The organism is Tissierella carlieri (assembly GCF_018917285.1).
GTDB classification, from domain to species: Bacteria; Bacillota; Clostridia; order Tissierellales; family Tissierellaceae; genus Tissierella; species Tissierella carlieri.
This window is the reverse complement of the sequence record NZ_JAHLOH010000023.1, coordinates 125083-139663: the sequence shown is the minus strand read 5'-3', so window position 1 is coordinate 139663 and position 14581 is coordinate 125083. Positions and strand designations below refer to the sequence as shown.

Here is a 14581-nt window from a genome sequence, read left to right as displayed (position 1 = left end):
ATAAGGGTTAGAGATAGTATGATTTTTAGTCATTGAATTTTGAATAAAATAGAATTTTAAGATAGAATTATGTAGTTAATAAATAAGTGTGGTAGGATAATAGGGACATATTAGTGTCCCTATTTTAAATTCATTTGACAATACATAAATAAAAAAATATCATATAGTTAATATACTAAGGTGGGGTGAAAAAATTGATTACAAAGGTATATGAGGATATATATATGATAGAAGTGGTACTACCTAACAATCCTTTAAAGGCATTAAATTCCTATGTAATAAAAGGTAACGATAAATCTCTGATAATAGATACTGGATTTAATAGAGAGGAATGTATTGATGCTCTTTTCAATGGGTTAGAAGAACTGAATATAGATATAAAAGATACAGAACTGTTTATAACCCATCTACATGCAGATCATTCAGGAATGGCCTCCATATTTAAAGAAGCAGGAGTAAAAATCTATGCAGGTGAAATAGATGGAAGATTAATTAATGAAATGACAGGAATTGATTATTGGGAAAGGTTTGAAGAATTTAAGATTTTATTTGATTTAGAAAGAGATAAGGTGACCTTTTCTGAACATCCAGGATATAAATATTGTTTAAAAGAGCCTGTGGAATTTACCTACTTGAAAGAAGGAAAAGGCATACAGGTAGGAATATATTTTTTTGAAGTAATCGATATTCCAGGACATACTCCAGGACATATTGGACTGTATGAAAGAAATCATAAGCTATTTTTCTGTGGTGATCATATATTAGATAAGATTACACCTAATATAGGGTTTTGGGGATTTGAAGAGAATATATTAGCAACATATTTTAATAGTTTAGCAAAAGTATATTCCTATGATATAGATTATTTATTTTCTGCCCATAGAAATATAATCAGAGATCATACTAGACGAATAAATGAATTAATATTCCATCATAAAGAAAGACTTGGTGAAATTGTTCATATATTAAAGGATGGAGAATTATCTGTAAGAGATGTAGCTGCACAGATGCATTGGAGTATTAGAGCTAGGGGTTGGGAGGATTTTCCTATTCCACAGAAATGGTTTGCGGCAGGTGAAGCTATGTCACATCTAGAACATTTATATTGTACAGGCAAGCTAAATAAAGAATTAAGAGAAGGAAAGCTGTTTTTTAAGTTAAAATAGATTTCTTTGGGTATTAATAGTAAGATAAATATTATATGGGAGATGATGATATGCTTAATTTTAACTATAATATTCCTACTAAAATTTTCTTTGGTGAAGGGAAAATAGAAGTTCTAGGAAAACAGATAAAGAAATATGGCTCTAGGGTGCTTTTAGCTTATGGTGGAGGAAGTATTAAAAAGATTGGACTATATGACAAGGTGGTTGAGATTTTAAGAGAGAATAATATACCCTATTATGAGCTTTCTGGAATAGAGCCAAATCCAAGAGTAGAATCTGTAGCTGAAGGCGTAAGGATATGTAGAGATAATAATATTGATTTTATCTTAGCTGTAGGTGGAGGAAGTACTATAGATTGCTGTAAGGTTATAGCTGCTGCATATTATTATGATGGTAATCCGTGGGATTTAGTAATTCGTAAAGCAAAGATCGAAAAAGTATTACCTATTGGAACTATACTTACATTAGCAGCTACTGGCTCAGAAATGGATGCTGGTGCTGTTATAAGTAATATGGAAACTAATCAAAAATATGGAATTGGTCACTCTGGAATGTTTCCTAAGTTTTCAATTTTAGATCCAACATATACCTATACTGTATCAAAATATCAGACAGCATCTGGTGTAGCTGACATTATGAGCCATACTTTTGAAGAATATTTTAGCAATGAAAAAGGAGCATATTTACAGGATAGATTGGCAGAATCGATTCTGAAGACTTGTATGAGATATGGTAGAATTGCTATAGATGAGCCAGAAAACTATGAGGCAAGAGCAAACCTTATGTGGGCCTCTTCATTAGCTATAAATGGATTATTAGGATATGGAAAAGACTCTGCTTGGGCAGTTCATCCATTAGAACACGAACTATCTGCATACTATGATATTACACATGGTATAGGATTAGCAATACTAACACCTCATTGGATGGAACATGTATTAGATGAAAATACTATATGGAAATTTGTAGAGTATGGTGTAAATGTATGGAATATAGATTCAAGTCTTGATGATATGGAAATAGCTAAGATGTCTATTGAAAAGACTAGTGAGTTTTTCAAATCCTTGGATATTCCAATGACCCTCAGAGAAGTAGGCATAGATGAACACAAACTTGAGATCATGGCTAGAGATGTAATAGATTACGTCGGAGGAACTGTTGGCAACTTCAAGGCCTTAGACTATGAAGATGTGTTGAGTATCTATAAGAAAGCACTGTAGAGGCAGTGAAAAAACAGTGAATAGTGAAGAGTGAATAGTTTGGGGTAAACATTGAGGGCTTTTAATCTTTTCAGCTATTAGTTATTCACTATTAGTTATTCACTATTCACTATAAAAGGGGGGGAGAATGTGATTTTAAACATAGATTTGAATCCTAATTTGGATAGAAATTATACATTAGACAAGGTATATCTAGGCAAGAACAATAACACTAAATCCTTTAGTTGTAACCCTAGTGGAAAAGCTTTCATTTCTTCAATTTTATTAGATGCCTTTAATGAAGATTCTTTCATTACTGGATTTCTTGGTGGAGTAAATGGAGAATATTTTCATAAAAGATTAACAGAAATGAAGATGGCACATGAATTTATACCTATAAAAGAGGAGACTAGAACAATAATTAGATTAAAAGATAATGAGAATGATACCACTATATTAGAAGAAGGACCTAGGATTACTCGAGAGGAAGTAGTGAGTTTTTATGAGCTATATTCTCGGCTAATTGAAAGAGCTAATATTATCTGTGGATTAGGTTCTCTTCTTCCCCAAGGTGTACCAAAGGATATTTACTTTGACTTAATAACCTTAGCTAATAAAAGGGGAAAAAAATTTATCCTAGATATAGGAGAAGATGGATTATCCTATGGAATTGATGCTACTCCTTATATGGTAATACTTAATCAAAGAGAACTTGAAGATATTCTTAAAGTAAGTTTACATTTCGAAAATGAAATAATTAAATCCGGTAGATATATCCTTGACAGAGGTGTAGAGTTTATAGTTATAGATTTACAAAATAGAGGAAGTTTAGTACTTGGACAAGATAGAGGTTATAGGGTGGAGATTCCTTATCTAGGCAATACAATAGCTAATATAGACTATAATGGTATGTCAGCGGGATTTGCCTTAGGGATCAATAGAAATTATGACATTGAAATGACCATAAGATTAGGACAAGCATTTAATATTGTATCTAATTTAGAATCAGATATAATGAAGATTGAAGCAAGTGATATTAAAAGACTTATGAGTCAAATAGAAATTTATCCTATTAATTATTAAGTAGAGGAGTGGTGTAATGGATAGATATACATTAAACAGAGATAACACAGCATTACTTATTATTGATATTCAAGAGAAATTAGCTTCTATAATGAAGTATAAGGAACAAGTAATCGATAACACAAAGATATTGATTACTGCGGCTAAAGAAATGAACGTGCCTATTATTGTTACAGAACAATATCCGAAGGGAATAGGTCCTACAGTAGCTGAGATAAAGGAAGCTGTAGATAATATGGAGGCATTTGAAAAAACTAATTTTTCTGCATATATAGGTAAAATCAAAGAAACATTAGATGCTACTGGTAGAAAAAAAGTAATTATAACAGGGATGGAAACCCATATATGTGTCTTTCAAACGGCTAGGGATTTAATAGAGAATGGATATGAGGTATTTATTGCAAGAGATGCTGTATGTTCAAGAACTAAAGAAAACTTTTTAAATGGATTAGAACTGATGAAAGATGTTGGAGCAGTTATATCAAATACTGAAGCAATTGTATTTGATCTTCTTAAAATTGCTGGTACTCCAGAATTTAAAGTATTGTCTAAATTAATTAAATAATAATAAAGAATACTCCTCTTTTAAAGCCATATATATTTAGTATAACGCTTTAGGAGAGGAGTTTCTTGTGAAAATTAATATTGAGGGAATTAAATTATTAGAAAAAATATTTGAAGATGATTACCTAAATTATGATACTTTAATAAAGTTTACAAAATCAAAGGGTACAAAGGGATTTATAGATCATGAAAAGAGCTTCAATAGAGATATAAGTAAATCAAAGATAATAGCAGAATTAATAAAATTAGAAGAAGACAATGAGTATAAGGATATATATGATTTTTATATATTAAGAGAAGATGTATCTAGATTAAAGAAATCACTACTATATATAGATAAGAATGGAGAGACGATTATAAATGAATCATTATCTAAGGTATATAATTTTATTCCTAAAAATATAAAAATTCAACCTAATATTTATCTTTATGCAGGAGGTATAGATGGAGGTTTTACAGTATATAGAAAAGATATTTTTATTAATTACATAAAATATTTTAATGACTTAGATGAATTTACTAAGGTGATTAGCCATGAATTATTTCATTGTAGATTAGTTTCTTTAAATAATAAATTTAAAAATTTATTCATTGATAATATTAATAATAGATATACTTATGAAATTTTAGGAAAAATATTAGAAGAAGGGACTGCATGTCTAATACAGCATGGTAGCATTTTAGAAAAAGATGATCCTATAGGAACCATTACCAAGGAAAAGATGAAGCTAATAGGTAAAAAGTTTTCACAGCTAAACTATATTTTGTTAGGGATAAGAGAAGGTAATATAAATTACCTAGAAATGGAAAAGCTAGATATTTATTCTTTGGGTTATTATATAGCAAGTTCACTATATGATTTTTATGGTAAGGAAATATTGTTACCTTGGATAGAAAAGTACGATTATAAAAAACCAATAAAATCATATATTCAAGCTATGAGACAAACAGGAAATAATTCAGGATTCACTAAAGAAATTGAAGGCTGGTTATTACAGTTATAAAAAATCAGCACTAACTCCTTAATAATGCATATTTTATATTAACGAATAAAAAAGGAGTGAAAATCATGAATGAAAATATTTTTCCCGTTGAAATAAAAACCTTAAAATTAGATATGCGTAGGCTTGAAATATATTATCCTCAAGTATATGGGCTGGAAAATATATATGTGGAGGACAAGATTAATGATGTAATATTAGAAGTAATGTATAATCAAATAAATCAACAAGGGTATTATGATAACCCAGAAACGCAGATAACAGGCACATGGGAACTTAAAAATAATCAAAAAGGTATACTCTCCTTAACTTTAATAAACTATGCTTTTTCTGGTGGAGCCCATGGCTTAACAATAGTCAAAGGATTGACATTTGATATAGAAACTGGGAAACTATATGAATTACCAGAGCTTTTTAAGCCGGGTTCAGATTATATTAAAGTTCTGTCTGAAGAAGTTAAGGAACAAATTGAGGATAGAGATATCCAGACCTTAGGAGAATTTGAACATATAAAGCCGAATCAAGATTTTTATATAGCTGATTTGTCCTTAACTATATTCTTTCAAGAGTATGAAATAGCACCATATGTATATGGAATACTTTACTTTCCTATTTCCATATATGAAATAGAAGATATTATAGATGAAAATGGACCATTAGGGAGAATGATATCTTAAATAATGAAGTCAGCTTTTTAAGCTGGCTTTTCTTTTTAATTAGTATCTATCTGTAATTATATGATATAATTTTAGTACCATAATTTGGAGGAGGGATATTTTGGTTAAGTTTATACATACAGGAGATTTACACCTAGGTCTAAAGTTTAAAAATGTTTCTTTCCAACAAGAAAAAGCAATAGAAAGAAGAAACGAATTATGGTCTACATTTGAAAGAATAGTGAAATATGCTAAGGATAATAAAGTTGATTTTTTATTAATTGCTGGAGATTTATTCGAAGAAGCCTATTTTACTATAGGGGATATTACTAGGGTAAGAGATACTTTTAAAACTGCAGAGAATGTTAATATAATCATATCAGCTGGAAATCATGATTTTAAGGGGAGAAAATCCCTATATACTAGAGTTGAATGGACCAGTAATGTTACTATTTTTGATGGAGAAGGAATCAATAAAAAAGAGTTTGGGGACTTAAACACAGTAATATATGGATACAGCTGGGATACTGTTGAAATTCGTACAAACAATTTATTTAATGGATTAGAAAATAAATTAGATAATACAAAGAATAATATATTAGTATTACATGGTGATATATCCAACAATTCATCTTATCTTCCTTTAAATCTTCAGGAGCTAAATAATTTAAATATGGATTATATAGCATTGGGGCATATTCATAAACCTCAGATTATATCTGAAAAAATTGCATATTCAGGTTGCCCAGAGCCATTGGACTTTGGAGAACTAGGAGAAAGAGGTATAATTGAAGGGATGATAAATAATAAAAAAATAGAATTTGAATTTGTTCCTTTTAGTAAAAGAAGATTTATTGAAACTGAAGTAATAATAGATGAAAATATGGGTTATCCTGATATAATTAATGAGATAAGAAATGCTAGTATAGGAAATAAAAAGATAGATTTCTACAGAATAAATCTTAAGGGATTTATTCAAAAAGATATTGTAGTTGAAAATTTAAATAAAGATTTGAACAATGATTTTTATCATATAGAATTAGTCAACAACACTATATTAGACTATGATTTAGAACAGTTAGAAAAGGAGAATCAAGGAAATATAATTGGAAGATTTATAGATTCTATGAAAAAGAAGAATTTGGACAACCCTATAGTAAAGGATGCTTTATATATGGGATTAGAAGTACTCTTAAAGGAGAGAAATTAGACATGCTTCTTAAAGAACTTAATTTAATTGGATTTGGAAAATTTAAAAATAAAAATATAGTTTTGAAAGATGGTATCAATCTTATATATGGAGAAAATGAAGCAGGCAAATCAACTTTGCATAGTTTTATTGATGGCATGTTTTATGGTTTTTTGAAGCGCAATATAAAGAGAACAGATTATTTGCCAGAATACGAGAAGTATAATCCTTGGACTAACAATAGATATGCAGGTATTATACGCTTTAAATATAATGGGAAGTTCTATAGAATCGAAAGAAATTTTACTAAAGGAGAAGAGAATACAAAGGTTTTAGATGAAACTACTGGAGTAGATATCACTAAAAATATAGAGGCTGGTTCAGGGAGAGTACTGCAGCCAGGTATTCATTTCTTTGGTTTTAATACTAGAGTTTTTTCTAATACGATATTTATTAAACAATTAGGTACAAAGACAGATGATAAATTAGCTGCTGAAGTGACGGAAAAGTTAATTAATGTTACCACAACTCTAGATGATAATATATCAGTTGATAAGGCTATATCTGAGTTGAAAGTAAGAATGGGGGAAATTGGAACTGATAGAGCATCAACAAAACCCTATGCTAAAAATCTTAGAGATATAGAAAGACTCCAAGAGGAAAAAAGCAATATACTTTCAGAAAAGGATGCTTACCAATCTTATCTAGAAGAGAAAATAAGATTAAATAATAATTTGGAAATAGAAATGAGAAATTTATCTAGATTAAGAGAAAAGTTATTAAAGGTTGAAATATTAGAAAAGGCAAGGACATTAGAAGAGGCTAAGATACTGTCAGATGAGATTGCAAATTTAAATTCAAAAATAGACAAATTATCAAGTTATGCCAATATATCTATGGATCAATACAAGGAAAGTATTAACCTAAGTAATGCCATTGATTTTATAGACAAGAATATTGTTCAATCTAAATTTGAATTAGAAAATATAGAAAATAGATTACAATCTATGGATAACGAAGGATATAATGATATTTATGGGAAGAAAATTGAAGAAATAAGTAAGGACTATAACTATTATGAGGAATTAGAGGAAGAAAAAAATACAATTTTCTATAATAAAGAAGATAATAAAATAGAATTTTTAAAAAGAGATTATAAAGAACTTAAGGGTAAATCTTCAAAGTATAAAGTTATTCAAATTTTTTCCATTATATTAGCTGTAATTGCATTTGGTGCTACAATTATAGCCATAATTACTAAAAAGTATTTACCAATTGGTATCTTATTTATAGTCTTCGGTTCCATTGGAGGCTATTATACTAATAAAGTTAATAATCTCAAATATATTATAGAAGATATAAGTAGAAAAATAGAAGATATATATAATAGAGAGAAAGAAAAACAATCTAGAATTGAAGAAATAGAAAAATTGAAAAAAAGTTTATTGGAAAAATATAATACTACGGGCAAAATGGAATTTAAGAAATTATTAGATAGATTACAAATTGAACATTATAGACAAAAGGAACAGATTGAGTTATACAATGAACTGAAAATTAAGAGAGAGTTCTTACTAGATAGAATTTATGAAGATGAATTTAATAAAAAACAGAATTTAATTACACTTGAAGCGATATTTACTGAAAATAATGTTAGGGATATCCAGGAGTTTAATTATAGCTTAGATAAAAGAAATATGTATGAACAATATATTAGAGAATCAGAAGGGAAGAAGGAAATTCTTAGGAAGGTATTGGGACAACATACAATAGAGGATCTAATCGCTGAACTTGGTAATTTTTATTTAGATATAAATAATAGCATTGAAGATATGGATAAAAATCAAATAAAATATCAAATTGATAGAATTAATGAGAATATCTCAGATATAAAAATTGCACTAAGGGGAGCAGAGGAGAATCTTAATATCCTAGGTAAAGATATGGAAAGGTTGGTTGTAATAGAGGAGGAAATTGAGAGAAAGATAAAATATAAGGAAGAATTAGAAAATAAATATAAATCTCTTGAAATTGCAGCTCAGGCTATTGAAGAATTATCAAGGGATATTCATAGTCAGTTTACTCCGGAAATAAATAAAAAGGTTAGTAAAATAGTTGAAAAAATTACAGAAGGAAAATACAATAATATTAAGATTAGTGAATCCTTAAACATTAGTGTTGAAAATCCCATTACCAGGGAAATAATAGATATAAATAGTTTAAGTGGTGGAACAATAGATCAATTGTATTTCTCTCTTAGATTTGGGATAATTAATTCTATGGTAGATAATAAATTACCTTTAATTTTAGACGATTGTTTTATTCAATATGATGATAGCAGACTTAAAAATATCATAGAATTTTTAACTGATATTGGAAATGAAAGGCAGGTTATTTTATTTACTTGTCATAATCGTGAGAAAAAGGCATTAGAAGACTTGGGAGCTAAGTTCAATTTAATTAACTTAAAGTAAAGTATTACATTAACTAAGAATACGTTGAAAACACTAGGTTATAACTTAATGTTCATCAACAACATTAACTGAGGTGGTATATTGATATTTGCTATTGGAGACTTACATTTTGATAATACTGGTGATAAGCCCATGGGGATATTTGGTGATAACTGGTTAAATCATGAAGAAAAAATAATAGATAATTGGAGGACTAATATAAAGGAAGACGATCTAGTGTTGTTAGCTGGAGATATATCTTGGGCATTGAAACTTGAAGAAGCCTATGAAGATCTATTGAAAATAGATGAATTACCTGGAAAAAAGATAATTATAAAAGGAAATCATGACTATTGGTGGAATAGCTTAAGAAAGTTAAATAATCTTGGACTTAAAACAATTAACTTTCTTCAGAATAACAGCTATATATATGATAACATTGGAATTGTAGGCACTAGGGGATGGTCATCTATAGATGTGGATACAGTTGAAGATCAAGATTATAAGGTATTTAATAGAGAATTAAATAGATTGAAACTATCTTTAGATTCTTTAAGGGAAAGTGTGGAAAAAATCATAGTGGTTTTACATTATCCACCATTTAATATTGATTGTAGTCCAAATGGATTTATTGATATAGTAAAAGAATATAATGGTGATATTTGTGTATATGGACATTTACATTCTGAAGGACATAAATATGCTGTTGAAGGAGTAGTTGAAGGAATTGAAGTTCACTGTATATCTAGTGATTATATCGATTTTATTCCAAAAAAAATATTGTAGGGAGTGAAAATATGAAAGTATTAGTTGAAAAAAATTATGAGGCAATAAGTAAGACAGCTGGAAGGATATTTATAGAATCCATAGCAAGTAAGCCAGATATTGTATTAGGGTTAGCTACTGGAAGTACACCAATTGGTATGTACAAAGAGATGATAAGAGCATATGAAGAAGAAGGATTGGATTTTTCTAAAGTTAAAACATTTAATTTAGATGAATATGTTGGACTTTCTCAAGAACATCCAAGTAGTTATGCATATTTCATGGATAACGAACTTTTCAAGTATATCAATATAAATAAGGAAAATACTCATGTTCCTGATGGAAAGGCAGAGAATATTGAGGAATATTGTAAGAGATACGACGAAATGATAAATGAAGCTGGTGGAATAGATATTCAAGTACTTGGGATAGGTGAAAATGGGCATATAGCTTTTAATGAGCCAGATGAGGCTCTATCTGCAGGTACATCTGTTGTTAAACTAACAGAGAATACTATAGAGGTAAATTCTAGATTTTTTGATTCAATGGAGGAAGTACCAAAGACTGCTATAACAATGGGGATGGGGAGTATATTAAGAGCAAGGAAAATAATACTTTTAGCCAGTGGAGAAAAAAAGGCGCCGGTTATAAAAAGATTATTAAATGATAATAAGGTTACTACTATGTTTCCAGTATCTTTTTTACTTCTTCATCCAGATGTAACTATTATAGTTGATGAAGAAGCTTATAATGGCTAATGGAGGAAATGAAGATGAAGGAACTTGAAGTAAAAGTTTTAAACATGGATTTAAAAGAGATGGAATCAAAGTTGATGTCTTTAGGTGCTACATTAATAGATAAAGAACTTCAAGTAAATACATTAATTGATTCTAAAGAAAGTTTTATTCAAAGCAAGCTAGATAGTTATTTAAGAATAAGAGAAACTAAATCAATTTTAACTGAAGATACTAAGCTAACATTAACTATGAAGAAGAACATTAATAGAGAAGGTATTCGAGAGAATATTGAAATTAATACAGATATATCCGATAAAAATGCTATGTTGGAAATCCTAGAATCCTTAGGATATTATGTTATTCAAGAAGGCTTTAAGGAAAGAACTTCTTATATTTTAAATAATGCAAGATTTGATTTAGATAAATGGGATGATTTAACTTACCCTTATCCTTATATGGAGATTGAAGTTAATGATGAAGATGAACTTGAAGATATAGTTAAGTTACTCAATATTCCAAAGGAAAATATTTCTACCAAATCCATAGTAGAGCTTAGAAAGGAAAAGAACCTATTGTAACCAAAACCTCCCTATAAGAATAATATGTATTAGTCTAATATAGGGAGGTTGTTTTTATGTTAAATGGTTTGTTTGGTGGCGAAGATAACAGTATGATACTAATCATTATATTTATATTCCTATTACTATTTAATGATGACTGTGATAGAGATCGCTGCGACGGAGGATTTGGGGGAATATTTGGAGATGGCGGCATAATATGGATACTTATACTATTATTCTTCCTAGGTGATTTCTTTTAAGAAGGGCAGAATATCTAATGTTTTTCATGACATATAGGAAAGTTATATTCAATCTTAATCTAACATTGACATAACTGAGTTTCATAAAAGGCTTCCTTAACGTACCAGTGTTTACGTAGAAGCCTTTTTTATTTTCAAAAAACTATTTCCAGTCCCGAAATAATATTGTATAATAATGATAAATACAAATAAAGGGAGGGATTTTTTTGTTAGAAAAAAATGTAATAGAGAATGTACTTTATGCAGCTTTGTCTAAAGGTGGAGATTTTGCGGAAATTTTTGTTGAAGATAAGTACAATTCTAGTATTAAATTAGTTGGTGGACTTATTGAAAATAATATTTCTGGTAGGGACTATGGAGTAGGCATTAGAATATTCGATAAATTAAATTGTATTTATGCTTTTACGAATGATTCTACAGAGGAAAATTTAATAAAAGTTGCTAAAGAAGCAGCATCTGCTTTACAGGGGACAGCAGTTGATTTAAGGTTGAATTATATAAAATCTAATGTAAGTAATTATAACCCAATTAAAATAATGCCATCAACTGTTCAAAAGAAAGAAAAGATAGATTTAATGAAAAGGGGCTATGAAGCTGCAAAAAATTACGATTCTGTTATATCACAGGCAATGGTAAGTTATCTTGATGAAGAGCAGAATGTACTGATAGCTAATACTGATGGATTAATAGCCGAAGACAAAAGAGTTAGAACTAGATTTATTGTTTCATCAGTTGCATCTAAGGATGGAGAAATGCAGGAAGGATATTATGGTCCAGGTGCATCTATGGGATTTGAATTTTTTGATAAGGTTAATGTAGAGGAAATAGGTAGAGAAGCTTCAAGAATTGCTAAAACTATGGTACATGCAGAGCATTGTCCATCAGGTGTTATGCCAGTTATTATGGACAATGAATTTGGTGGAGTTCTATTCCATGAGGCATGTGGTCATGCACTAGAGGCAGCTTTTGTATCTAAGGGTACATCGGTATTTGCTAATAAATTAGAACAGTTAGTAGCATCACCCTTATTAACTGCAATAGACGATGGAACTATGATTAATGAATGGGGCACTACTAATATAGATGATGAAGGTACTCCAACACAAAAGAATATACTTATAGAAAATGGAATTTTGAAATCCTATTTAATTGATAATCTAAATGGTAGAAGAATGAATATGGACTCCACTGGCTCAGGCAGAAGACAGTCCTATAAATTTGCCCCTACTTCTAGAATGAATAATACTTATATAGCTGCTGGCAATTCAAGTCTAGAAGAGATAATATCAAATACTGAAAAAGGTTTATATGCTAAAAAATTAGGTGGAGGATCTGTGAATCCCGCTACAGGAGATTTCAATTTTGCAGTTATGGAAGGTTATTTAATTCAAAATGGGAAGATTTTAAAACCTGTAAGAGGTGCCACATTAATAGGTAATGGTATTAAGGTATTAGAGCTTATTGATATGGTAGGAAATGATCTATCTTTAGGACAGGGTATGTGTGGTGCAGATAGTGGTTCTATACCAGCGGGATTAGGTCAGCCGCCTCTTAGGATAAAATCCATAACAGTTGGCGGAAGAAGGGGGGATGAATAATATGGATTATAGAGCATTAACAGATAAATTGTTTAACAAAGGTAAAGAAAAGATGGAGGATTTAGAAGTCTTCATAGAAAGGTCAAAGGAAATTGAAATTGGTGTGTTTGGTGGAGAATTAGATAAATATAGTATTTCAGAATCAGGAGGTTTATCTTTAAGAGGAGTGCATGAAGGAAAAATGGGATATTCATATACAGAAAAAATAGATGAATCTTCCATAGATATGCTGATTGATGAGGCCTTTGAAAATGGTAAATATATTGATTCTTTAGATAAAGAGATAATTTTTGCTGGTTCAGATGAATATGAAGAAATAAATAATTATAATGACAGTCTAGAAAAAACTCCTATGGAAGATAAGATAGCTTTTATGAAAAACTTGGAAAAAGAAGCATTAGCTATAGATAGCAGAGTATCAGCTATACAAATGTGTGTCTATAAAGAATTCCAAAGGGATAGGTATATAATAAACACTAAAGGAGTAAATCTATCTGATAAATTTAGTGGAGGATCTTGTTATATTTCTGTAATTGTAAAAGATGGTGAAGATACAAAAACTGGTCTAAGCTATAGAATATTTAATGATCTTGCAAAGATTGACTATAGAGAAATTGCTAAAGAAGCGGTAGAAGAAGGTATATCTATGTTAGGAGCAACTACTATTAAATCAGATAATTACCCTGCTGTATTTAAGAATACTGTATTTGCAGATATCTTATTTGCTTTTGCTCCGATCTTATCAGCAGATAATGTACAAAAAGGTCTATCAAGATTGAAGGATAAAGTTGGATCTAAAATAGCAAATGAGATATTAACTATAGTTGATGATCCTTTCTTGAAAGATGGATTTGGTACTAGAACCTTTGATGATGAGGGATGCAAGACTTCATATAAGAAGATTATAGATCATGGAGTTTTAAATTCATATTTATATAATTTAAAATCAGCAAATAAGGACGGAGTAGAATCTACAGGAAATGGAAGCAGAAGATCATATAAATCATCAATATCTATATCACCTACTAATTTATATATAGAAAAGGGTAGTAAAACTCTAGAAGAATTAATAGAGAGTATTGATAAAGGTATATGTATCATAAATGTAGAAGGTCTACATGCTGGTTTAAATGAAGTATCTGGAGATTATTCATTATCTGCCTACGGATATGAAATAGAAGATGGTAAGATTAAGAGACCAGTTAATCAGATAACTATAGCAGCAAATTTCTTTGAAACATTGATGGATATTGAGGAAATAGGAAAAGACTTGGAATTTGGACCTTTTAGTGGGTATGTAGGTTCGCCTTCAATTAAGGTAAAAAATATATCAGTTTCAGGAGAATAGAA

The 14581-nt window shown here is 29.6% G+C and carries 14 protein-coding genes; all 14 read left to right on the top strand.

Annotated features, from left to right (window positions below):
- Positions 1-185 precede the first annotated feature (185 nt).
- Positions 186-1166: an MBL fold metallo-hydrolase gene (locus KQI38_RS06585; protein WP_338114448.1), complete on the top strand. Its 981-nt coding sequence runs from the start codon at positions 186-188 to the stop codon at positions 1164-1166.
- Between the two features lie 50 nt (positions 1167-1216).
- On the top strand, positions 1217-2386 hold the full coding sequence (locus KQI38_RS06580) for an iron-containing alcohol dehydrogenase (protein ID WP_094901008.1): 1170 nt from the start codon (positions 1217-1219) through the stop codon (positions 2384-2386).
- A gap of 129 nt (positions 2387-2515) precedes the next feature.
- Positions 2516-3448, top strand: coding sequence for a 1-phosphofructokinase family hexose kinase (locus KQI38_RS06575; protein WP_216557179.1), 933 nt, complete (start codon positions 2516-2518; stop codon positions 3446-3448).
- Positions 3449-3464: 16 nt separating this feature from the next.
- Entirely contained in the window at positions 3465-4013 is a 549-nt protein-coding gene (locus KQI38_RS06570; protein WP_216557175.1) for a hydrolase, read from the top strand.
- Between the two features lie 67 nt (positions 4014-4080).
- A complete protein-coding gene (locus tag KQI38_RS06565; RefSeq protein ID WP_216557172.1) occupies positions 4081-5016 on the top strand; it encodes a DUF5700 domain-containing putative Zn-dependent protease in 936 nt (311 codons plus the stop codon).
- Positions 5017-5081: 65 nt separating this feature from the next.
- Complete coding sequence (locus tag KQI38_RS06560) at positions 5082-5690, top strand: DUF3298 and DUF4163 domain-containing protein (RefSeq protein WP_094900872.1); 609 nt, start codon at positions 5082-5084, stop codon at positions 5688-5690.
- Between the two features lie 100 nt (positions 5691-5790).
- Positions 5791-6879 carry a metallophosphoesterase family protein gene (locus KQI38_RS06555; protein WP_216557169.1) on the top strand — a complete coding sequence of 363 codons (1089 nt, stop codon included), beginning with the start codon at positions 5791-5793 and terminating at the stop codon, positions 6877-6879.
- A 2-nt stretch (positions 6880-6881) separates the two neighbouring features.
- Positions 6882-9332 (top strand): ATP-binding protein, encoded by a 2451-nt coding sequence (locus KQI38_RS06550; RefSeq protein WP_216557166.1) that lies wholly within the window; start codon positions 6882-6884, stop codon positions 9330-9332.
- Positions 9333-9413: 81 nt separating this feature from the next.
- Complete coding sequence (locus KQI38_RS06545; RefSeq protein ID WP_216557163.1) at positions 9414-10097, top strand: metallophosphoesterase; 684 nt, start codon at positions 9414-9416, stop codon at positions 10095-10097.
- Positions 10098-10108: 11 nt separating this feature from the next.
- Positions 10109-10834: a glucosamine-6-phosphate deaminase gene (gene nagB, locus KQI38_RS06540; RefSeq protein ID WP_216557158.1), complete on the top strand. Its 726-nt coding sequence runs from the start codon at positions 10109-10111 to the stop codon at positions 10832-10834.
- A gap of 14 nt (positions 10835-10848) precedes the next feature.
- Complete coding sequence (locus tag KQI38_RS06535) at positions 10849-11391, top strand: class IV adenylate cyclase (RefSeq protein ID WP_216557154.1); 543 nt, start codon at positions 10849-10851, stop codon at positions 11389-11391.
- Between the two features lie 56 nt (positions 11392-11447).
- Positions 11448-11633: a hypothetical protein gene (locus KQI38_RS06530; RefSeq protein WP_216557152.1), complete on the top strand. Its 186-nt coding sequence runs from the start codon at positions 11448-11450 to the stop codon at positions 11631-11633.
- Between the two features lie 206 nt (positions 11634-11839).
- Entirely contained in the window at positions 11840-13231 is a 1392-nt protein-coding gene (locus KQI38_RS06525; RefSeq protein WP_216557149.1) for a TldD/PmbA family protein, read from the top strand.
- Between the two features lies 1 nt (position 13232).
- The gene (locus KQI38_RS06520) at positions 13233-14579 is read left to right on the top strand and encodes a TldD/PmbA family protein (protein WP_216557146.1); all 1347 of its coding nucleotides are present in this window, start codon (positions 13233-13235) and stop codon (positions 14577-14579) included.
- The last annotated feature ends 2 nt before the right edge of the window (positions 14580-14581 follow it).

Coding starts and splice junctions, on each gene's coding strand:
- KQI38_RS06530 (WP_216557152.1), top strand. CDS start 11,448: ATGTTAAATGGTTTGTTTGGTGGCGAAGATAACAGTATGATACTAATC.
- KQI38_RS06550 (WP_216557166.1), top strand. CDS start 6,882: ATGCTTCTTAAAGAACTTAATTTAATTGGATTTGGAAAATTTAAAAAT.
- nagB (WP_216557158.1), top strand. CDS start 10,109: ATGAAAGTATTAGTTGAAAAAAATTATGAGGCAATAAGTAAGACAGCT.
- KQI38_RS06535 (WP_216557154.1), top strand. CDS start 10,849: ATGAAGGAACTTGAAGTAAAAGTTTTAAACATGGATTTAAAAGAGATG.
- KQI38_RS06520 (WP_216557146.1), top strand. CDS start 13,233: ATGGATTATAGAGCATTAACAGATAAATTGTTTAACAAAGGTAAAGAA.
- KQI38_RS06570 (WP_216557175.1), top strand. CDS start 3,465: ATGGATAGATATACATTAAACAGAGATAACACAGCATTACTTATTATT.
- KQI38_RS06580 (WP_094901008.1), top strand. CDS start 1,217: ATGCTTAATTTTAACTATAATATTCCTACTAAAATTTTCTTTGGTGAA.
- KQI38_RS06560 (WP_094900872.1), top strand. CDS start 5,082: ATGAATGAAAATATTTTTCCCGTTGAAATAAAAACCTTAAAATTAGAT.